The sequence below is a fragment of the Vreelandella sp. 2A-K22 genome (assembly GCF_054065485.1).
On the sequence record NZ_JBSUGC010000017.1, the window covers coordinates 1 to 20,804 of the forward strand.

16 protein-coding genes are annotated in these 20,804 nt (G+C 54.2%); 11 read left to right on the top strand and 5 right to left on the bottom strand.

The window, feature by feature from the left end:
- A partial coding sequence (locus ACW17M_RS20510) for an Ig-like domain-containing protein (protein ID WP_457548015.1) occupies positions 1-3,329 on the top strand: 3,329 nt, incomplete at its 5' end.
- An 87-nt stretch (positions 3,330-3,416) separates the two neighbouring features.
- Positions 3,417-3,737 (top strand): hypothetical protein, encoded by a 321-nt coding sequence (locus ACW17M_RS20515; protein ID WP_022522757.1) that lies wholly within the window; start codon positions 3,417-3,419, stop codon positions 3,735-3,737.
- Between the two features lie 23 nt (positions 3,738-3,760).
- Here ACW17M_RS20515 and ACW17M_RS20520 read toward each other — a convergent pair whose 3' ends face one another.
- The 3 genes from ACW17M_RS20520 to ACW17M_RS20530 all read right to left on the bottom strand — a co-directional run bounded on the left by ACW17M_RS20520 (position 3,761) and on the right by ACW17M_RS20530 (position 7,169).
- The gene (locus ACW17M_RS20520) at positions 3,761-5,662 is read right to left on the bottom strand and encodes an EAL domain-containing protein (protein ID WP_027958399.1); all 1,902 of its coding nucleotides are present in this window, start codon (positions 5,660-5,662) and stop codon (positions 3,761-3,763) included.
- 14 nt (positions 5,663-5,676) lie between these two features.
- Entirely contained in the window at positions 5,677-6,378 is a 702-nt protein-coding gene (locus tag ACW17M_RS20525; RefSeq protein ID WP_009287953.1) for a transglutaminase-like cysteine peptidase, read from the bottom strand.
- 86 nt (positions 6,379-6,464) lie between these two features.
- Complete coding sequence (locus ACW17M_RS20530) at positions 6,465-7,169, bottom strand: arylesterase (RefSeq protein ID WP_233975408.1); 705 nt, start codon at positions 7,167-7,169, stop codon at positions 6,465-6,467.
- A 76-nt stretch (positions 7,170-7,245) separates the two neighbouring features.
- On the opposite strand from ACW17M_RS20530, the gene ACW17M_RS20535 reads away from it, so the two are divergent.
- From ACW17M_RS20535 to ACW17M_RS20550, 4 genes are all read left to right on the top strand, one after another.
- Complete coding sequence (locus ACW17M_RS20535) at positions 7,246-8,046, top strand: ABC transporter ATP-binding protein (RefSeq protein ID WP_022522761.1); 801 nt, start codon at positions 7,246-7,248, stop codon at positions 8,044-8,046.
- The gene (locus ACW17M_RS20540; RefSeq protein ID WP_457548016.1) at positions 8,043-10,634 is read left to right on the top strand and encodes an ABC transporter permease; all 2,592 of its coding nucleotides are present in this window, start codon (positions 8,043-8,045) and stop codon (positions 10,632-10,634) included. Before ACW17M_RS20535 ends, ACW17M_RS20540 begins: the two co-directional genes overlap by 4 nt.
- A gap of 410 nt (positions 10,635-11,044) precedes the next feature.
- Positions 11,045-11,962, top strand: a complete 918-nt coding sequence (locus ACW17M_RS20545; RefSeq protein WP_009287955.1) for an alpha/beta fold hydrolase — start codon at positions 11,045-11,047, stop codon at positions 11,960-11,962.
- A 15-nt stretch (positions 11,963-11,977) separates the two neighbouring features.
- A complete protein-coding gene (locus ACW17M_RS20550) occupies positions 11,978-13,009 on the top strand; it encodes a patatin-like phospholipase family protein (RefSeq protein ID WP_027958403.1) in 1,032 nt (343 codons plus the stop codon).
- Positions 13,010-13,012: 3 nt separating this feature from the next.
- On the opposite strand, the gene ACW17M_RS20555 is transcribed toward ACW17M_RS20550, so the two are convergent.
- The gene (locus ACW17M_RS20555; RefSeq protein WP_022522766.1) at positions 13,013-13,582 is read right to left on the bottom strand and encodes a Smr/MutS family protein; all 570 of its coding nucleotides are present in this window, start codon (positions 13,580-13,582) and stop codon (positions 13,013-13,015) included.
- A gap of 176 nt (positions 13,583-13,758) precedes the next feature.
- Between ACW17M_RS20555 and prmB the strand changes: the two genes are divergently transcribed.
- From prmB to phaC, 5 genes are all read left to right on the top strand, one after another.
- The gene (prmB, locus tag ACW17M_RS20560; RefSeq protein WP_009287957.1) at positions 13,759-14,718 is read left to right on the top strand and encodes a 50S ribosomal protein L3 N(5)-glutamine methyltransferase; all 960 of its coding nucleotides are present in this window, start codon (positions 13,759-13,761) and stop codon (positions 14,716-14,718) included.
- A 13-nt stretch (positions 14,719-14,731) separates the two neighbouring features.
- Positions 14,732-15,823 carry a chorismate synthase gene (gene aroC, locus ACW17M_RS20565; RefSeq protein ID WP_027958405.1) on the top strand — a complete coding sequence of 364 codons (1,092 nt, stop codon included), beginning with the start codon at positions 14,732-14,734 and terminating at the stop codon, positions 15,821-15,823.
- Positions 15,824-15,885: 62 nt separating this feature from the next.
- The gene (locus ACW17M_RS20570; RefSeq protein ID WP_457548017.1) at positions 15,886-16,407 is read left to right on the top strand and encodes a hypothetical protein; all 522 of its coding nucleotides are present in this window, start codon (positions 15,886-15,888) and stop codon (positions 16,405-16,407) included.
- A 253-nt stretch (positions 16,408-16,660) separates the two neighbouring features.
- The gene (locus tag ACW17M_RS20575; RefSeq protein WP_007113285.1) at positions 16,661-17,071 is read left to right on the top strand and encodes a phasin family protein; all 411 of its coding nucleotides are present in this window, start codon (positions 16,661-16,663) and stop codon (positions 17,069-17,071) included.
- Between the two features lie 118 nt (positions 17,072-17,189).
- The gene (gene phaC, locus ACW17M_RS20580) at positions 17,190-19,097 is read left to right on the top strand and encodes a class I poly(R)-hydroxyalkanoic acid synthase (RefSeq protein ID WP_141440881.1); all 1,908 of its coding nucleotides are present in this window, start codon (positions 17,190-17,192) and stop codon (positions 19,095-19,097) included.
- Positions 19,098-19,194: 97 nt separating this feature from the next.
- On the opposite strand, the gene ahpF is transcribed toward phaC, so the two are convergent.
- Positions 19,195-20,751: an alkyl hydroperoxide reductase subunit F gene (ahpF, locus tag ACW17M_RS20585; protein WP_457548018.1), complete on the bottom strand. Its 1,557-nt coding sequence runs from the start codon at positions 20,749-20,751 to the stop codon at positions 19,195-19,197.
- Positions 20,752-20,804 lie beyond the last annotated feature (53 nt).

The window sequence follows — 20,804 nt, forward strand, 5'->3', positions numbered from 1 at the left end:
CCGGCGAAGGCGACACCGTCACCCTGAGCGTGGGCGACGAGAGCTACAGCGGCCAAGTGGACGCCGACGGCAACTACGCCATCGACGTGCCCGGATCGGTGCTGGCCGAGAACGACAGCATCAGCGCTGAAGTGACCGGCGAAGACGCCGCGGGCAACACCTACAGTGCCGATGCCGACCGCGACTACGGTGTGGACACCGACGCCTCCGCCACCATCACTATCGACACCATTGCCGGTGACGACGTGATCAACGGCGAAGAAGCCACCCAGACCATCAGCGTCACCGGCAGCGTGGGCGGCGACGCCGGCGAAGGCGACACCGTCACCCTGAGCGTGGGCGACGAGAGCTACAGCGGCCAAGTGGACGCCGACGGCAACTACGCCATCGACGTGCCCGGATCGGTGCTGGCCGAGAACGACAGCATCAGTGCTGAAGTGACCGGCGAAGACGCCGCGGGCAATGGCTACAGTGCCGATGCTGCGCGCGACTACGGTGTGGATGAAGCCCCTGATGCTGCGGGTGGACAAGTAACAGGTGAGGAAGACACCGCTCTAATACTGAAATGGAGTGATTTTAATATTACTGACGACTCACCTGCTGCTGAGCAGGGCGTTGTGATTACCCATTTGCCAACCTCAGGAGCATTGGAGTTCCAAGATACCAATGGGCAGTGGCAGAGTGTCGCTGAGGGTGCAAGTTTCTCAAGAACAGACATCGACGATGGCCAACTGCGCTTTGTGCCAGGCGCTAATGAGTCAGGCTTCGACAGCTATGGTGGTGAGGGGGTAGGAAACCAGGAAGCTGACTATGCGCAATTGCAGTTCGTTCCCACTGATGCACACAATGAAGGAGCGGAAGCTACTCTCACCATCGACATCAAGCCTGTTGCTGATGCACCCACTATCTCTGTGTCGCTGGGTAACATACTAGAGTCTGAACGCACCACAGTCATTACGGTTGAGCATGACGGCTCTACTATCACCATTGATGGGCCTGAAATCAGTGCTGAAGGAATCAGTGGTGAGGTTATCAAGCCACCGTTTAGTGATGGAAATCTAAACCCTGGTAGTGCCGATAATACTAGCGGTGCGGATATTATTGCGCTCATCGGTGACTTCGATAAGTTGGTGAATGGCAGCCAGGCACTCAATTCGATCAATGGTGGTGACAATGACTATATCTACTTAAACAAGCCTTTAACGAACTATGCCGTTAATCTAGCCCAGCAGAATGAATATTCGAGCTATAACGGAACTATTACCGACTTGGATACAGGGGTGACTATTAGCGTTAATAACATTCGTGGAGTCATATATGGTGATGGCTCAACTATGTTGCCCCCTGATGCGACTATCACTATTACCCAGAGTGGCTATGACATTATCGAAGTCGAGCTCTCTGCCCTGCTAACTGATACTGACGGCAGTGAGGTGCTTTCAGATATTGTTTTGACGAACATCCCAGCAGGCGTGGAGCTGACCGGTGAGGGCGTGGTTAGCCAGCCGGATGGTAGTTGGCTGGTGGCTAATCCTACAGGGGATAGCATCGATCAGCTGAAGTTAACGATGAAAGTACCTGTGAATGTCGGGGCGTTTGATATAACGGCTACGGTAACTTCAAGTGAGGTCTATGAGGATGCCTCAGGAGACCAGCAAATCATAGATAGTGAAACAAGCACTGATACCACCGCAGTCGAGCAATATAATATCGGGGTGGGTTCGCCCGGTGGAGACTCTATTGGAGGTACCAGTGCAAATGACATCATTATTGGTGATGTCGCTGGTCTCCAGTTGGTGCCAGGTGAAAACTATAACCTGGCATTCATGGTGGATACATCGGGCAGTATGTCGAATGCCGATATTGCCAATGCTAAGGAATCGCTGACGGAAGTGTTCAATACTCTTAAAGAGAGTGTAGGCGAGGATAACGCCGGCACAGTAAACATCTTCTTGGTAGAGTTCGATACTCAGGCAGGGAGAAATGTCAGTGTTGATCTGTCGGATCCACAAGCGCTGTCGAAACTGCAGGCAGTGTTAGATGGATTCCAGCAAGGTGGTGGTACTAACTACGAAGATGTATTTAAAACTACTGCCAACTGGTTCGCTACGGATACTGTCCAAGCTAATGCCGGCACTAACCTGACCTACTTTATTACCGATGGTTTGCCAACATATTATCAAGCCAATGAGCAGGAGAGTGTCGTTGTAGGCTCCAAAGGTGGTAGCCACTGGAATCTTACAGTCGATGACATTGACTACGTTCCTGGTCAAGCCTACTCGATAAACATCGATGGGAATGTTCGTGAAATTATTGACTCAAGCGGAAACGTAAATCAGTGGACCTACAGTCCAGGCTTTTTTGGTTGGGGACGAGGATGGTCTAGTAAGGTCATCGGGCAGGTCAATCCCGACGGAGAGGGTGGCTATGAGATTTCTGTGCTTGATGGTGATGGCAGAAGCACCACGCACACGGTAGTCCAGAACTCGTCGGAAGCGTTTGCGCTGTTAGATGATATGTCATCGGTTAATTCAATTGGCCTGGGCAGCAGCCTGAATGAGAGTAGCCTTCAGGAATACGACTCCGATGGCATAGTGCAGTCGAATATCGACCCGGAACAGCTCGCTGATGCGATTCTTGGCGAAAATGTTCAATTGCCGTCCGGCGACGACACAATTTCCGGAAGTGAGGGCGATGATATTCTGTTTGGAGATCAAGTTACATTCGCGGGGATTGAAGGTAATGGCTTGCCTGCTATTAAGGCTTATGTTGCAGGCCAATTGGGTATTGCAGACCCTAATCAAGTCTCTACTGAGCAAGTCCATCAATACATCAGCGACAATCATGGAGAGTTTAATAACTCCACAGGGACAGGCGGTAATGATATTCTCATCGGAGGAGATGGCGATGATATCCTGTTGGCACAAGGTGGGAATGACACGCTAATTGGTGGGGCTGGCGATGACATCATGTATGGGGGCGCAGGTGCTGATACTTTTGCCTGGGAATTTGGCGATCAGGGTACGACAGATCAGCCAGCCATGGATCAGGTAATGGACTTCACTCATGGAGAGTTCGGTACGGATGACAACGCTGATAGGCTCGATCTTTCTGATCTTCTGAAGGGTGAGGATAGTAGCGAGTACATCTTTGCCGAGGAAGATGGTGCAGGCAATGTCGTCCTTAATATCAGCGCTCAAGGTAGTACGAGCGGTGTTGATCAGCAGATAGCGCTTGAAGGTAAATCCTTTAGTGACTTTGGGGTCAATAATGGAGAGGATTTGATCGCTAAGCTGATCGCGGATGGTCAACTGAAAATCGACCAATAATCTATAATTGTTCTACTGATTAGCTTGATGGCCGCCCTGAAAAGGGCGGCTTTCTTGATTGTGAACCGTTTTCTTTAGGGGGTTATTATGCTCTACACCAAACGTAATACATCCGGCGAGATCCTGATGCTCAGCAAAGAGCCAACGTCAGAGTGCAACGAAACGATTGATCCTGATTCACCTGAGGTACTGGCTTTCCTTGCTGATCAGCCAGGATCCTCAGCACACTTTATAGCGTCTGACTTAGCGTTTGTGAGGGTGGTAGAAGATATTCTTGAGGTGTTACTAAACAAGGGAGTCATCACTTTCACTGACCTTCCGGAAGCTGCACAGGCGAAAGTGATGGAGCGTAAGTCCTTGCGGGTTAAAAATGATGTAGGTTTGCTAAGCGACGACGACACTATCTAGTCGTCGTCGATTGCGTTTATGCGTTAAAGGCGTACGCCTGGTCCGGTGGCTCCATCGACACCCACGCGGAACAGGCAGGCTATTTCCTCATCGTCTGCAACGCCTTCCCCTATCACCTGAATGCCCAATGAATGGCAGAGCGTAGCCATGCCGCGGACAATGGTTTGCTGCTCATTTGAAGCATGCAGTTGGTGAATAAGACTGCTATCCATTTTTAAGTAAGCAAGACCCACATCGTGTAAATCTGCAAGTTTGGTGAATTCTGCCCCCACATGCTCTATACCAAACGTGCAACCAAGGGGCCGTAAGGCGGTACAAAGCCCCCGTAAGCTACCAATCGCGTGCGTGCTAAGCGTGGCGGGCACTTCAAAGCAGAGCTGCTTGGCCAATAGTGGGTGCGCTGCCAACAGAGTCCGTAGCTCGTTAACGAACTGTGTATTAGTGATCGATGCCGCAGAGAGGTTAATGCCTACCGGCTTTAGATCATCTTCTAGATTAGCGAGCGCTTTTTTGACCACGGCTAAATCAAGTGCAGGCTCCATCTCAAAGCGGGTGATCCAGGGAATAAAGACTCCGGCGGTTTGCCACTCCCCACCTAGCAGTAAGCGAGCCGGGCATTCGTAATGGATGATGTCTCCGTGAGCGTCTACTACCGGGAAGTACGCTAACTCAGGGCCAACCAGGATTGCTGCTTCCAGTGCATTTCGCCATTCGGCATGGCTGCTGTAGAGTGAAATACGCTTGCGCTGACGCACGACTACCTGTTCAAAGGACGTTAGGCTTTCGGCTTGTGCCAAAGCGTCATCCAGGGTGGCTAACAGTGTGCCGCGATCATCATGTGGAGCATAAGGAACAATCGCCGTTGGTAGATAAATCTCCACGTCGGGCTGCGTGGCGGCTACCTCGGCTAACGCTGCCATCACCTGAATTCGAAGCTCCTCTACATCATCCATAAGCGGCAGCATAAAGATAAAATCGCTGCCGTTAAGGCGGCCTACCATTGGTTCTGCCGACGCGCTGTCCAATTGCCCCAACTGGGTAACCAGCGTATTTAATAGTTGGTCTGTGGCAGCGTAGCCGAGCTGCTCATTGAGTGACTCTAATGCCTGTACGCGAACCATGATCAACATGCCCGTTGCGCGGGCATCTTCACTGCCCAATTGAGACGAAAGCTTACCCATAAACACGTCGCGATTCAGCGCACCGGTGACTCGGTCATGCTGTAAATGGCGGCGTAACTCGTCCAGCTTATGGCTTTCATGACTGAGCATCTGATGGACATTGGCAGAAAGCACGTTCATTGCTTGAGTGACTTGGCGTAACTCCAGCGTGCGTGGCTCCTTAATAGTGGTAAACCGCCGCGCACTGATATCTTGCGCCTGAGTGACGACGCGGGAAAGGGGGTGCTTAATACCACGAACGATCACGGTAGCAATCGCTAAACTAATCACTCCGGCAAGTAAAAACCAAGCAGCGAGTTCCAGCATGCTGCGCCATAAAGAGGTGTAGGCAAAACTGTGTTGGCTCTCAAGCTCCAACGTACCGTACTGTCGCCAGCCATCTTGAATCGTCGCGGTGCCGTTGGGCACATCAAACTCAATAAGCTGACGAAACCAGGCGGGCACATCGCCACTATACTCTTCGGCGGAGCGTTCAATAAGTACGCTATCGTCCGTATCGCGCAGGGTGATTCGGCGGTAGTAGCCGGTGTCAAATTGAGCTGCGATTAACAGTTCGAGGGTGACAAGGTCTTTATCGAGCTGGCTCATTGAAAGCGCCAGAGCGGTAGCATTGTCAGCGTTCTTAATGCGCACTTCCTGTTCGATATAATCGCGGCTAGTGGTAATACTAATGGCAAGACTACCAATGAACGACAGCAGCAGCAGGGCGATAATGGCAATCCAAAGTTGTTTGATAAGTGACATCGTGCCAATTCCTCTTAAATGAAACCCTGGGTTTGCATACGTTCAATGACGCTGCGCCAGCGTGATAGCCGAGCCAATGGGTCTGCGCGGGATTCAGAAGAACCACCTGCCCAAAGTCCATCGCTATTAAAACTAAACAGTGGGTCGAGATCAGTACGCTGAGAGGCAGGGGTGATAGACGGTACAATATTGTCTAGCACCAACGGTTCTGCATCTGGGGTCGAGTAATAGCCTAGCACCATGTGGGCTTGGGTAATTTGACTACGCCCAATGCGCGCACGGACATAAATCATGCGTAGGTACTGACTAGTAATGCCTAATTGTTTAAGGGTAATGTACTTGGCAATGGAGTAATCCTCGCAATCTCCCTGGCCTTTACCCATTGCTTCCAAAGGCGTAGCCCAATAATCCTCTTGCCCCCACACCTGGATATCGTCAATCCACCGGATGCGGCGATTAAAGAAGTCATTAACCCCACGCAGCTTGGCTTGAACGTCTTGGTTTTGTAGCTGTTGAAGCAGGTTAAACCACTCCTCTAATACGGACAAACCAGCCTGCCCATACTGTTGCTGCATGCTTTGGCGTAGGCGTTGTGGATCAAACGCTGCGGCAGGCGTTGGATGAATGCCAAGACCTGCGCCTAACCAAAGCGCGCCGACTGTTGCTAAGAACTGTCGACGCGAGAATGTAGGAGTGTGATGCGAGGATGCAGGCATGAGTCGCCGTTAGTAACCGCCAAATAGGGCTTAAGATTACAAGCTGACGAGTGGAAGTGCTACACCTCTCAGTCAAAAGGCTGAGGTTATTGAACCGCTGCCTGATGCGTGGTTTCTAATAGGGGTTCAATTAGCGGCTCAAGTTCGGGCCATACATTGTCGAGGATAATCGGCTGAGCATCGGCGGTAGGGTGAATGCCATCGCTCTGCATTAACGCCTCGTTCAGGGCGATATCCTCCAATAAAAAAGGCACTAGGGAAACGCCATACTCTTCCGCCAGCGAGTGGAAAACCCCGGTGAAGGCGTCTCGGTACGCTTGGCCATAGTTAGGCGGGATATCGATCCCCAGTAGCAGCACCTGAGCACCAGCGTCTTGGCTCTGCTCAATCATACTGGCTAGGTTTGCCTGCATTTGATTGGGTGATAAGCCGCGTAGACCATCGTTGCCGCCCAGCTCAATGAGAACAATATCCGGCTCCCGCTGTCCGAGAAGGTCAGTGAACCTTTGTAATCCTCCAGACGTCGTTTCACCACTAATGCTGGCGTTAATGACTTGGGCATCATCTCCCAAGCGTTCTTCCAGTAGGTTCACCCAGCCCTCATCACGCTCTATGCCGTAAGCGGCGCTTAAGCTATCACCCATCACCAGCAGGGTGGGGCCCGGGTTTGTGTCTGCGTTGACAGGCTCTGCGTTGATAGACGATGAGGCAAAGGTGACTATCAGCAGCACCAGCCATCCGGTTACCATGCGGTTCAGTCCATGCCATGCCATAGGGATGCCACGCTTCATGTCTTATTCCTCAAGTTCAAACTCTTCAAGTTCAAGCTCCTCAGATAAAGCTGCCAATGCTGCTATGGATATATCCATGTCGAGCGAGGCATCCCAAGGTGAGCGCCAAGCTACTACCGACAACCAAGCGGTAGCCGATGTTCCCCGCGGCACTGTTAGGCAAGCCGTGCTGCACGCTGACAAGCTGTCTAAAAAAGTCACCAGCGGTGAACGCTCGCTCACCATCTTACACGACCTGTCGCTGAGCGTAGCGGCGGGAGAGAGCGTAGCGATTCTGGGTAAGAGCGGTGCGGGTAAATCAACGCTTTTGGGGCTATTAGCGGGTCTTGATACGCCAAGCGACGGTGAACTAACGCTGTTTGGACACGCATTAAGCCGTTTGGATGAAGATGGTCGAGCAGCGCTGCGTGCCGGACGAGTAGGCTTTGTGTTCCAGAACTTTCAATTGCTGCCCACTTTGAGCGCGCTTGAAAACGTCATGTTGCCCCTTGAATTATCGCCCCGCGCCGGAGAGACGCAAACCGCTGCTCAGTGGTTGGAGCGTGTTGGGCTTGGTGAGCGAGTGAACCACTTACCCAAACAGCTTTCCGGCGGCGAGCAGCAGCGCGTTGCCGTGGCGCGTGCTTTCGTGACCGACCCCGAGCTGGTATTTGCTGATGAGCCCACCGGCAACCTGGATCCGGATACCGGTGGGCAAGTCATAGATCTGCTCTTCCAGCTCAACCATGAGGCGGGCACTACGCTTATTCTGGTTACTCACGACCACGCCTTGGCGCGGCGCTGCGATCGCTGCTTGCGGTTAGATCATGGCAAGTTAGAAGCCGTACTTGAAAACATCGTACCAACTGCCGCTTCGATTGATGAGGGCGCGCAATGAGTGATGTGAATTGGCGTTTGGCGATGCGCAGCCTCAAGCGGGATCTGCGCGCAGCTGATGTGCGTGCGCTATTTATTGCCCTGGTATTGGCTGTCGCGGCCTCCACCATGATTGCGTTTTTTCTTGATCGGTTAGAGCGCGGTCTGGAGCGCCAGGCAGGGCAGATGCTGGGCGGTGACCTGGTGCTAGAGCAGCGTGATCCTTTTTCCGAGGAGCTGAGAGAGCGCTTGGAAAACGCTGGTTTTGTGCTTAGCGACCAAGTGGACTTGGTGTCGATGATTAGCCGCGAGGGGCGCTTTCAGCCTGCCAGCTTAAAAGCCGTGGATGAAGTCTACCCTCACTACGGTGTCTCCTACGTGGACTTTGGCAATGGCACCGAGCAAACTGCTTCTGGTCCGCCGCCAGGGGAGGCGTGGGCGGATCCACGCTTGATGGAACTGGTCGAAATCGAGCTGGGTGATCGAGTACAAGTGGGTCAAACTGAACTGGCCGTAACGGGGATCATCGAGCGCGAAGCGGATCAGTCCGGTGGTTTTGGTAGTTTTAACCCGCGCTTGATGCTCAATACGGCAGATGTCGAGGCAACGGGCCTGGTTCAAGAGGGCTCACGGATTGAGTTTGAAATTCTAGCCGCAGGCCCGCCGGAGGCGCTCGATCAAGTACAAGGCTTACTTGCTGAGCTACGCCGCAATGGGGTAGAGGTGCGGGATGTTCGCGTTGACCGTCCCCAGCTTGGCAATGCGTTACAGCGGGCAGAAAGCTACCTGGGGCTAGCCGGGTTAGCGGCGGTATTGCTGGCGGGTGTGGCCGTGGCAATGTCTACCCGGCGTTATGTCGAGCGCCATTTGGATACCGCTGCGCTACTGCGCTGTTTTGGTGCCAGCCAGCGTCAGTTAGTGACGATTTTCACCCTTCAGTTACTCGGCTTGGCACTGGTCGCGGCAGTCATTGGAGCGCTGCTTGGCCTTCTTGGCCAAGCGGTGCTGATTTGGCTATTGGTGAGTTTTCTACCCATGACACTTCCGCCACCGGGGCTGATGCCGCTAGGGTTGGGGGTCTTCACCGCGCTTGCCGTGCTGGTTGGGTTTGCCGGGCCAACGCTGTTGCGTATCAAGCAAGTCAGCGCACTAAAAGTACTGCGTCGTGAGCTAGATCCACTGCCGCCATCGGCTTGGCTGGTCGTTGGCGTAGCGAGCATCGTGTTTGGTGGGTTGCTTTGGCTCTACTCGGGTAGCCTGCCACTGGCGATTGGATTATTGATCGGTGGTGCGCTGCTGCTTGGTGTGCTTTGGATAATTAGTGCCTTATTACTTAGCGGCTTACTGCGTGTTGTGCAGCGGTTCTCAGGGCGCAGTGAGTGGTCACAGGCACTTCGCTTAGGCGGCCGTCAATTGGCACGGCGTCGCCAAGCGGGCCTAGGTCAGTTGCTGGCCTTCTCGGTCACCTTCTTTGCCATGGCGATGATTGTCTTGGTGCGTGGCGATTTGCTAAGCACCTGGCAGGATCAACTGCCTGAAAATACGCCTAACTACTTTGCCATCAATATTCAGCCTTCCGAGCGTGACCCTTTTGAAGCGGCGGTTTCACCACGGGTGGAAACCCAAAGCACCCTCTACCCGATGGTGCGTGGGCGAGTGATAGCGATCAATGATCAGCCACCCAGAGAGGCCGTGCCGCCGGATGCCCGTGGCGACAACTCACTGCGCCGTGAGCTCAACCTTACTTGGCAATCTGAAGTGCCAGAAGGCAACCAAGTGGTGGCTGGCGAGTGGTTCACGCCAGCGCAGCTGGGTAGCAACTCAGGCAGTGAGAGCAGCGATGAAAGCCAAGGCTGGATGAGTGCCGTGGAGGCAACACCACAGTCGGGGCCTGTGCCCATTTCAATGGAGGATGGGCTCGCCGAAAGGCTTGGGCTAAGCATTGGTGATGAGATGACCTTCTCGGTGGGTAGCGACGAGATCACTACCCAAATTACCAGCCTGCGCAGTCTGAATTGGGATAGCTTCCAGCCTAATTTCTTCGTTATTTTCCCGCCGGGCGTGCTGGAGCAGTTTGGCCATAGTTACATCACCGCTTTTCACCTGCCAGACGCGGAACAGGGACTGATTCGTGAGCTGATCACCGACTTCCCTGGCGTCTCGTTGCTTAATGTGAACGCGATTTTAGGTCAGGTGCGGGATGTGCTTGCCCAGGTCACCCGGGCAGTGGAGTTGGTGCTCGCCTTGGTGCTACTGGCAGGGATTAGCGTGCTGTATGCCGCGCTGACCGCAAGCCGCCCGGTGCGTGCCCATGAAAGCGGCCTACTGCGCGTATTTGGCGCAGGCAGCAGAATGATTTCACGGGTACAGGGGGCCGAGTACGCGCTGTTGGGTTTTGCCAGTGGTTTGATGGGCGCAATACTTGCGGAGCTAACCTCGGCCGTACTGTATATTTACCTGCTGGATCTCACCCCGCGTTTGCACCTGGGACTATGGGTTTTCCTTCCCGTTGGCGGGGCGCTATTGATCGGTGTCATTGGGCATGCGCTTTCGCGGGGGTTGCGTCGCCAAGCGCCGGCAGCCAGCCTCGGCCTACTGGGTGAAGCTTAATCCGGTGAGGATTTGACGACTCATGAATCAGCGGGCCAGCCAAAAACCGACGACGGTGGCGCTGATGACAGCAACAAAAAAGACCAGATTACGGGCGCGGGTATCACGACGTGGTTTCATAACGGCACCAATACAATGTTAAGTACAAGGTTGAGGTAAAATATTCCTAGCATGGTAACGTTTGTCGCCTACGCCGTCATCTTGCTGACCCTGTGACGCGGCCGTTTGTTTAGGATTATTAGGAAACCTCTGATTAACTATTGCGCTCGACCATACGGCGTTAAAAATCGCCTCAAAATGCTCATTTACAACCCGTAAACTCCGCTTTTTCGTTGATTTTTGCCTTGTCTGGCCTTCGCTCATTACGTTAATCAGAGGCTCCTTAGCTGTTTACTCAGGACTGTTACTTTATGCCCCAAATCACCCCGGCAGCGCTCTCTGTTGCGCCAAAGCCGCTTTCGCTTGCCCAAGGTCGCTTAGCGGCGCTGAGCTGGGGGCGTGCTGACGCCCCAACCTGGCTAGCCTTACACGGCTGGTTGGATAATGCGGCCAGCTTTACCCGATTAGCCCCGCTGTTGGTAGAGGCGTTGGATATTCGTATTGTGGCGCTGGATTTTCGCGGCCATGGTCATTCGGCACACGCGCCACAGGGCGGTGACTATGCCTTATGCGACTATGCCCTTTGGGACTATTGCCATGACGTGTTGGATGCCATGGAGTCCTTGGGGCTGGAGCAAACCAGCTTACTGGCCCATTCCATGGGGGCGGCAGTGGCCTGCTTGCTCGCCGCTTCGTTACCCGAACGCGTCGAGCGGCTAACGCTGATTGATGGACTTGGAGCGCTCAATACGCCCATTGAAGAGACCGCCAACCAGCTGCGTAAGGGGCTTACAGCCTACCGTCGGCCGCTGTCACGAGCGCCGCGTTACCCCGATATCGAGAGTGCCGTTGCTGCGCGTGTTGCAGGCGGGGTCACGCCGCTGGATAGCATCACGGCAACGCCGCTAGTAGAGCGTAACACCCAGCCTACTGCTGATGGTCATGTGCAAATGCGCACCGACAGCCGGTTACTGAAGCCGTCCCTGGTGCGCTTTACCCCTCAGCAAGTGCTATCGCTACTGGCGGAAATTAACGTTCCGCTGCTATTGATAGAAGGCGAGCAGGGAATTTTAGGCGAGCGCAAATGGGCTCAAGAGGCACGGCAAGCGGTCAAAGGATTAACCCGAAAAGTGCTCAAGGGGGGCCACCATTTACACTTGGAGCCTAGAGCAGTGGCGCAAGTTGCCAAGGTTATCGGCACTCACTGGGGTAACACTGGTGCCGTTTAAGGGAGGGAACGCAGCATGAATGAATTGGCTCACGTGAGCAGTGGCAATAAAGTCGCTCTGGTATTGGGCAGCGGTGGTGCCCGTGGCTACGCGCATATCGGCGTGATCGAAGCGCTGGAGGCGCGGGGGTTCGAAATTATTGCCGTATCGGGGTGTTCAATGGGCGCAGTGATTGGCGGTATTTATGCCGCGGGTAAGCTGCCTGAATACCGTGACTGGGTGTGTCAACTCGACTACCTGGATGTGCTCAAACTGGTTGACGTAACCTGGAGCTCGATGGGGGCGATGCGTGCAAGCAAGGTCATGAGCAAACTGGAAGCGCTGGTCGGCGATATTCTGATTGAAGACCTAGCGATCCCCGTCACCACGGTAGCGACAGACCTGGTGCGGCAACGGGAAGTGTGGTTTCAAAGTGGCCCTTTGCTGCAGGCGATTCGTGCCTCAATGGCCGTGCCGGGTGTTATAACCCCTGTTCATCTGGGCGAGCAGGTGCTGGTGGATGGCGGGCTGCTCAACCCGCTGCCGATTATGCCTATGGTAGCCGCGCACCAAGCAGACTTTGTGGTAGCGGTTAATGTGACTGCCCATAGCCCGTTGCCGGTGACCTTGGATGAGTTACTGCCTAAAGAGGAGGAAAAAGCCGATAGCCGCACCCAAAGTGAGATCGACCGCGATCAACGCATGAGCAGTTGGATAGGCGATGTACGCGCAGCTACCCAAAAACTGTGGGCAGGGCTGGGTGCCAATGGTGATGGCGCAAACGGGGAGAGCGACGACAAAGAGCTAGAAGAAACCACTGAAGCGCGCGGCAAGCGCGAGTGGAGCAAGCTCGATATGATTTTGGAGTCATTCGATATTACCCAGGCGGCGTTGGCCAAGTACAAAGTGGCAGGGTATCCACCCGATGTGCTGATCGAAATCCCCAAAACGGTGTGTAGTACTTACGAATTTTACCGGGGCCGAGATTTGATTCGCCTTGGTCGCCACTTGGCAGATGAAGCGCTGGAACGCCGGATGCCCAGTATCGCTTCCGATGCTACCGAGTAACGGCTACTGACCCCGCTTGCGCAGTAGGATGTACACTGCCCCTGTGCCACCATCGAGATCGATGGCCGAGCAGAACGCCAACACCCCCGGCCACTCCCGTAGCCAGGTATTGGTATGGCTTTTGAGTACAGGAAAATCAGAGGTGGTGCCCCACGCTTTGCCATGCACCACCAGCACACAGCGCAGACCTTGCCCCGCTGAATCACGCAGAAAACTCTCCAACTCCGTGCGGGCCTCCTCCAGCGTATAGCCATGCAGATCAAGCCCCGCCTGCCATGCGGTTTGGCCGCGCTTTAGCTGGCTAAACGTGCGCCATGGTAAGTCGGGCACACTGAACTCGAGGTACTCTGAGGGGCGCACGGCTTCCACCCGGCCATCCGAAGTGCGCCCGCTGGATTGAGGGGCGCTGCTCTCAACCGCCGCGTTGCGCCGTGCTTCATGGGCCTTAACGTCGCGCTTGGGTTTGCCTGGGTCGGCCTGATTGGTGGCGATAGGGCGTACCCCCGCCGCCTTCAAGGCGTCGCGGAAGGCACTGATATCGTCATCATTCGGCAGGTGGCGGTGTCGCGTCATGTCAGGCTCGGGTGGTAGAAAAATGGGGGTAGCACGGGTGAATCAGTTAAAGAAGCACAGTATAGCGGGCTGAGCGTTGCTGTGAACCGGGCGGCGTGAAAGGTACAATCTTTTATTCGTCATATGGCTCAGGTTCTATTGCCTGCAGTCATGATTATCGTTAACCAGGAGCCGCTGTGACCACGCATCTAAATGTTGAGCATTCTCACTCAACCCTTTCCCTGTCGGAGTCGTTGCTGGTGAGCCAGCTCTTTACGCTGCGCGACTACCTGCGCTGGGTCTCCAGCGAGTTTTATCTGGCGGGCCTGCACTATGGCCATGGTACCGATTCTGCCTGGGATGAGGCGGTGGCACTCTGCTTGGGCGCGCTGCACCTGCCGTGGAATATCGACCCCAGTGTGCTAGAGGCGCGGCTGCTGCCCGTGGAGCGTCAGCGGATTATTGCCCTGGCGCGGGAGCGTGTTACCACCCGCCGCCCGCTGCCTTATCTGCTCGGCGAGAGCTTCTTTGCCGGTCACCCGTTTAGCGTTGACGAGCGCGTGCTGATTCCGCGCTCGCCGATTGCCGAGTTGATTGAAGATGGCTTTGCCGCCTGGTTTCCCGAAGAGCCGCCTGCTAGCGTGCTGGATCTATGCACTGGCTCCGGTTGTATCGGCATTGCTACGGCACTCTATTTGCCCACTTGTGAAGTGGCGCTTGCAGATATCAGCCAGGATGCCCTGGCCGTGGCACGGCAAAATATTACCCGCCATGATGTGGGAGACCGGGTGCGAGCGGTGGAATCGGATGTATTCAGCGGCTTGGAAGGTCGACGTTTTGATCTCATCGTCTCCAACCCGCCCTATGTTGATGCCCGCGACTTGGCCACCATGCCTGCTGAGTTCCGCCATGAACCCTCCTTGGCACTGGGGGCAGGCAGCGATGGCTTGGATATCGTGCGGCGCATACTCCGTGAAGCGCGGGAACACCTAACCGATGAGGGTTGGCTGATCGTAGAAGTCGGCAACTCTGATCGCCATGTGGAAGCGGCGTTTCCCGACGTGCCTTTCCTATGGCTTGAATTCGAGCGTGGCGGCCAGGGCGTATTTGCCTTGAGCGCCGCTGAACTCGACGCCCATGTGGCGTCTTTCCAGTGAGGAACTAATCGCCATGTCTGGCAATACGTTTGGCAAACTATTTACCGTCACTACCTTTGGTGAGAGTCACGGCCCAGCGCTCGGCGCGATCGTTGATGGCTGCCCGCCTGGGTTACCGTTAAGCGAAGCAGATTTACAGCATGATCTGGATCGCCGTCGGCCGGGCAGTTCGCGGCATACTACCCAGCGCAAAGAACCTGATCAGGTGCGCATCCTGTCAGGGGTGTTTGAAGGCAAGACCACCGGCACCTCTATTGGCCTGTTAATCGAAAATACCGATCAGCGCTCTAACGACTACTCAAAAATCAAAGAGCAGTTTCGGCCAGCGCATGCGGATTACACCTACCACCATAAATATGGCCACCGTGACTACCGCGGCGGTGGGCGCTCCAGCGCCCGTGAAACCGCTATGCGAGTGGCGGCAGGGGCGATTGCCAAGAAATATTTGGCCGCCCAAGGTGTTCAGATTCGCGGTTATATGAGCCAGCTAGGCCCCATCAAGATTGATTTCAAACAGTGGGAAGCGGTGGGTCAAAATGCCTTTTTCTGCCCTGACCCGGAGCGCGTAGCAGAACTGGAAGCCTACATGGATCAGCTGCGCCGCGATCAGGATTCGGTAGGTGCTGAGATCACCGTGATTGCCGAAGGGGTGCCGGTAGGGCTGGGCGAACCGGTGTTTGACCGCCTGGATGCTGACCTGGCGCATGGTTTGATGAGTATTAATGCGGTAAAAGGTGTGGAGATAGGCGCAGGGTTTGGTTGTGTCGCTCAGCGGGGCAGTGAACACCGTGACGAGATGACGCCTGAAGGCTTTCTCTCCAATCATGCTGGTGGCGTGCTGGGCGGTATTTCCAGCGGCCAACCCATTGTGGCTCGTTTGGCGCTAAAACCGACGTCCAGCATTACCACGCCTGGCCGCTCTATCGATATCCATGGACAGGCCGTCGAAGTGATTACCAAAGGGCGTCACGACCCCTGTGTGGGTATTCGCGCAACGCCCATCGCTGAGGCGATGATGGCGATTACGTTGCTGGATCACTGGCTGCGTCATCGCGGCCAAAATGGTGAGGTGAGCGTTGATACGCCGCGTTTAACCCAGCGCTAGCGCAATACGGTGAGGTTTGCAGTTCACTGCTACACTCAAACAAAACAGTGCAGGAGCCGCCTATGAAGATTAACGTTGAATTTGATCTTACCCCGGACGAATTTCGCCAATCTCTGGGTCTGCCGGATGTCGAAGCTTTTCAGAAAAACCTGCTGGAAAATATCCAGCGGCAAATGGAGTCTGGGGTAGAGGGCTACGACCCCATGAGTCTTATGAGGCCCTTTCTCCAGCAGCCGATGATGCAGCAAGGGCTCTCGCAGGGACTATCTGAAGGACTATCTGAAGGACTGTCTCAAGGGCTAGCCAACTTCGGCACTTATCAGCAAATGATGCTGGATATGTTGCGCCAAGCGGGCAGCGCCAGCACTAATGCCACTAGTGCGTCCTCGTCTAACGGCAGTGCGGCTGAACAGGGTGGTAACACCAGCTCTAAAAGCAGTGCGGCGAGTTCCAGGGCGAGCAGTACTAATAATAGTAGTGCCAATAAAAGTACCAGTAGTGGTGGTAAGGCCAAGTCAACAGCGTCGTCGCGCTCCCGTTCCGGCTCAAGCACACGTTCAACATCCAAGCGCAGTGATTCATAAATCAGTAACGATAGACTGGCAAAAATAGATTGTGGGGAAGTGGATTGAAAGATCGCTAATGGCGATGTGAGAGAGGCAGTGCGGAGACGTTTTGCAGCGTTACTGAATGCAGCTACTTAAAACAGTGTCGCTGTTGCAATGCAGCATGCCAGGGACTACTCTTTTTGCAGTGCAGCAAATCAAGGCAAGACAAGCTACATCACGATGAGTCACTCCAAGGCTCATGCCAAGGAACTAAACAGGAGCAGACACTATGCAAGACAATATGATGGACGCCTTCAACGCCCAAACTAAGCAAATGTTTGAGCCCATGCGTAAAATTAATTCGCTGATGCTCAACAACATGGAAAAAATGACCCAGTATCAGCTGGAAGCCATGAAGCGCTACAGCCAGATGGGTACAGAGCGCATTCGTAGCGCCACTGAAATTCAAGACGCAGAAAGCCTGCGTGATTTCGGCACCAAGCAAGCTGAAATGATGAACGAGCTTTCCCAGCAGATGCAGGAAGACGCGCGCGTCATGAGCGAAATGAGCCTGCAGTTTAAGTCTGAAATGGAAAAAATGTTCAGCGAAGCCGGTCAGCAAATGTCCGAGCAAGCCAAGGCGGCTACAAAAAGCGAGCAACCTGCCAAAGCCTCTAGTCAGTCATCGCGCAAAAGCTGATTAGTGACCTCATCGCGGCGCCCAAGGGCGCCGCGATGCATTTATAAGCTTTAATTTATATATGCTTACATAGCCAAAGTGGTCAGTGCGCCCGATGATAGGCGTAGGGAGAATGAGTATGCAGTCAGCGTGGCACAATCCGTTCCAGGCAATATCACAAGGGCTATCTGACAGCCTGTCTGAAGGGCTTTCTCAAGGACTGCCTGAAGGGTTATCCCCAGAGGAAATTGAAGCCTGGAATAACCAGCTTAAAGAGATTAGCGAACAGTACCAAGGATTGATGCAGGATCTGCTTTCCCGTATTGCGCCCAGTGAAGCCGCCGACTCAATTTACAGTGATATGCGTGAAAGCTTTGAAGCGGGTGCGCAGTCATTAATGCAAAACCCTACGCTGCTGTGGGAAACCCAGAACCGTTTGCTTCAAGACCAGTGGCTATTGTGGCAGCAAGCTCTACGTGGCATGGCTGGCGAGAAAATGACGCCGCTGATTACCCCGGCCAAAAGTGACCGTCGTTTCAAAGATGAAGCCTGGACTCAAGATCCGCACTACATGGCCATTATGCAGCAGTACTTACTGTTCTCGCAGATGGTGGAAGAGCTGGTTGAAAACTTAAGTGGGTTGGATGAAACCCAGAAGCGTAACTTGATGTTTTACGCGCGCCAGTTGGTCAACGCGATGGCGCCCACTAACTTTATAACTACCAATCCAGAGGTCATGCGCCGCACCATTGAAACCCGTGGTCAAAACCTAGTGGATGGTCTGGCCCGTCTACGTGAAGATTTAGGTAACTCTGGTGAAGGCATTAATGTCCGCATGACAGACCGCGCCGCCTTTGGCGTAGGCGAAAACATAGCGGTAACGCCCGGTTCAGTGGTGTATGAAAATGAACTGATTCAGTTGATCCAATACACGCCAACCACGGAAAAGACCTTTAAAACGCCATTGCTAATGGTGCCGCCGTGGATCAATAAGTACTACATTCTCGATCTGCGTGAAGATAATTCCATGGTGAAGTGGCTGGTGGATCAGGGCCATACGGTGTTCCTGATCTCCTGGCGTAATCCTGGCCCGGAGCAGCGCGATATTACCTGGGCCGACTATATGCAGATGGGGCCGATCAGCGCGATAGAAGCTATTGAGCAGGCCTGCGGCGAGAAGTCGGTTAATCTCCTCAGCTACTGTGTCGGCGGCACGTTAACGGCATCTACGGTAGCGTACCTCACCAGCACCCGCCGTGGGCGCAAAGTAAAGTCGGTGACCTATATGGCCACGCTGCAGGATTTTCGTGATCCTGGCGATATCGGCGTATTTCTCAATGAGCGGGTGGTTGAAGGGATCGAACAAACGCTAGAAGCGAAGGGCTACCTTGATGGCCGCTCGATGGCTTACACTTTCAATTTGTTGCGTGAGAATGATCTGTTTTGGTCGTTCTACATTAATAACTATTTGAAGGGCGAGACGCCTGCCGCCTTTGATCTACTCTACTGGAATACTGATGGTACCAATTTAACCGCAGGCACCCATGCCTGGTATTTACGCCATATGTATTTAGAGAACCGCTTGGTTGAGCCAGGTGGCATTGAGCTGGATGGCGTGAAAATTGATCTGCGCAAGGTGTCGGCGCCCAGCTATTTTATCTCCACCAAAGAAGACCACATCGCCAAATGGAACAGCACCTACTATGGGGCGTTGCTACCCAAGGGGCCGGTGACCTTTGTGCTCGGCGGCTCGGGGCATATCGCAGGTATCGTCAACCCACCCCATAAGAACAAGTATAGCTACTGGACTAACGACACACTGCCCGAAAGCCATGAGGAGTGGCTTGCAGGTGCTACGGCTCAGGAAGGCTCCTGGTGGCCTCACTGGCAGGCATGGATGACCGACAATGGCTATGCCAATAGCGAAAAAATGGTGCCCGTGCGCCAACCAGGGGACGGTGAACTCAACATTATTGAGCCTGCGCCGGGCCGCTACGTGAAGATGACAATCCCTGAAGTGTTGGGGGAAATCCCGTCTTCTTCGTAATTGGCATAGGCGAATAGCCTAAGGTTTCGCGAGCTGCAGCTCCCTCCCACTAAAAAGCCCGCTGACATTTTTGTCAGCGGGCTTTTCTTCGCCACTGTCAGTTTCGAATGAGATAGTCGAAAGCACCCAGCGATGCCTTGGCGCCTTCGCCCATGGCGATGATGATCTGTTTGTAGGGCACGGTAGTTACATCGCCTGCGGCGAAGACGCCGGGCACGGATGTCATACCGTGAGCATCGACGATGATCTCACCGCGGGGCGTCATTTCAATCGGAGAGCCTTTCAACCACTCGGTGTTAGGCACCAGACCAATCTGAACAAAAATGCCTTCCAGCGCGATGGATTTGCTCTCGTCGGACGTGCGGTCTTTATAGTTCAAGCCATTCACACGGCTGCCATCGCCCGTTACTTCGGTGGTTTGTGCGTTGAGGATAATATCGACGTTAGGCAGACTCTTGAGCTTTTTCTGCAGCACCGCGTCGGCACGCATCTCACCCATAAACTCTACGAGCGTGACATGGCCGACAATACCCGCCAGATCGATCGCCGCTTCAACGCCAGAGTTACCGCCACCAATCACCGCTACCCGCTTACCTTTGAACAGCGGACCGTCACAGTGAGGGCAGTAAGCCACCCCTTTGTTGCGGTACTGCTGTTCGCCGGGCACATTCATTTCGCGCCAGCGGGCACCCGTCGCCAGTACCAGGGTTTTGCTCTTAAGCGTCGCACCCGACTCAAAGGTGACTTCGTGCAGCCCACCTTCCGCCTCGGCTGCTTTAAACGCCGTGGCAAGCTGCAGGTTCATGACATCGACTTCGTAATCTTTTACGTGCTCTTCAAGCGCGCTAACTAGCTTGGGGCCTTCGGTATGGGAAACGGAGATAAAGTTTTCAATTCCCATGGTGTCAGCCACCTGACCACCGAAACGCTCAGCGGCAATGCCGGTGTTAATGCCTTTGCGTGCTGAGTAAATGGCGGCCGCCGCGCCTGCCGGGCCACCACCAATGACGAGCGTATCGAAAGCGGCTTTCTCGTTGAGCTTTTTGGCATCGCGTTCGGCGGCACCAGTATCAACTTTGGCCAAAATCTGCTCAAGGGTCATACGGCCTTGATCGAACGGCTTACCGTTCAAATAGATGCTTGGCACCGACATGATTTCCCGCGACTCAACTTCGTCCTGAAACAGTGCCCCGTCAATAGCGACGTGACGAACGTTCGGGTTGAAGATAGCCATGAGGTTAAGCGCTTGAACCACGTCAGGGCAGTTCTGGCACGAGAGCGAGTAGTAAGTCTCGAAAAGCATCTCGCCGTCGAGGGCTTTGATTTGGTCGAGTAGCTCAGAAGACGTTTTAGGCGGATGACCGCCGACTTGCAGCAGTGCCAACACCAGCGACGTGAACTCGTGGCCCATGGGGATACCGGCAAACACCACGCCAGTTTCTTCACCCGGGCGGTTAATCGCAAACGATGGCGTGCGGGCGTCCTGGCCATCGCTGTGTAGGGTAATCTGATCGCTCAGGCTGCTGATGTCCTCAAGCAGGCCGAGTAGTTCTTGTGACTTGGCACCGTCATCGAGGGAGGCAACGATCTCGAACGGCTGAGTCACTTTTTCCAGATACGCTTTTAACTGGGATTTTAAATTGGCGTCCAGCATGACAGTAGCTTCCTCGCAAGTAACAGACGTATTAAATACACGCGTGTGACGGC

Bases quoted from the DNA above. Each gene is read 5' to 3' on its own strand.
- phaC (WP_141440881.1), top strand. From the start codon at position 17,190: ATGCAGTCAGCGTGGCACAATCCGTTCCAGGCAATATCACAAGGGCTA.
- ACW17M_RS20555 (WP_022522766.1), bottom strand. From the start codon at position 13,582: ATGACGCGACACCGCCACCTGCCGAATGATGACGATATCAGTGCCTTC.
- ACW17M_RS20575 (WP_007113285.1), top strand. From the start codon at position 16,661: ATGCAAGACAATATGATGGACGCCTTCAACGCCCAAACTAAGCAAATG.
- ACW17M_RS20550 (WP_027958403.1), top strand. From the start codon at position 11,978: ATGAATGAATTGGCTCACGTGAGCAGTGGCAATAAAGTCGCTCTGGTA.
- ACW17M_RS20525 (WP_009287953.1), bottom strand. From the start codon at position 6,378: ATGCCTGCATCCTCGCATCACACTCCTACATTCTCGCGTCGACAGTTC.
- ACW17M_RS20545 (WP_009287955.1), top strand. From the start codon at position 11,045: ATGCCCCAAATCACCCCGGCAGCGCTCTCTGTTGCGCCAAAGCCGCTT.
- aroC (WP_027958405.1), top strand. From the start codon at position 14,732: ATGTCTGGCAATACGTTTGGCAAACTATTTACCGTCACTACCTTTGGT.
- ACW17M_RS20520 (WP_027958399.1), bottom strand. From the start codon at position 5,662: ATGTCACTTATCAAACAACTTTGGATTGCCATTATCGCCCTGCTGCTG.
- ACW17M_RS20535 (WP_022522761.1), top strand. From the start codon at position 7,246: ATGTCGAGCGAGGCATCCCAAGGTGAGCGCCAAGCTACTACCGACAAC.
- ACW17M_RS20530 (WP_233975408.1), bottom strand. From the start codon at position 7,169: ATGAAGCGTGGCATCCCTATGGCATGGCATGGACTGAACCGCATGGTA.
- ahpF (WP_457548018.1), bottom strand. From the start codon at position 20,751: ATGCTGGACGCCAATTTAAAATCCCAGTTAAAAGCGTATCTGGAAAAA.
- ACW17M_RS20570 (WP_457548017.1), top strand. From the start codon at position 15,886: ATGAAGATTAACGTTGAATTTGATCTTACCCCGGACGAATTTCGCCAA.
- ACW17M_RS20540 (WP_457548016.1), top strand. From the start codon at position 8,043: ATGAGTGATGTGAATTGGCGTTTGGCGATGCGCAGCCTCAAGCGGGAT.
- ACW17M_RS20515 (WP_022522757.1), top strand. From the start codon at position 3,417: ATGCTCTACACCAAACGTAATACATCCGGCGAGATCCTGATGCTCAGC.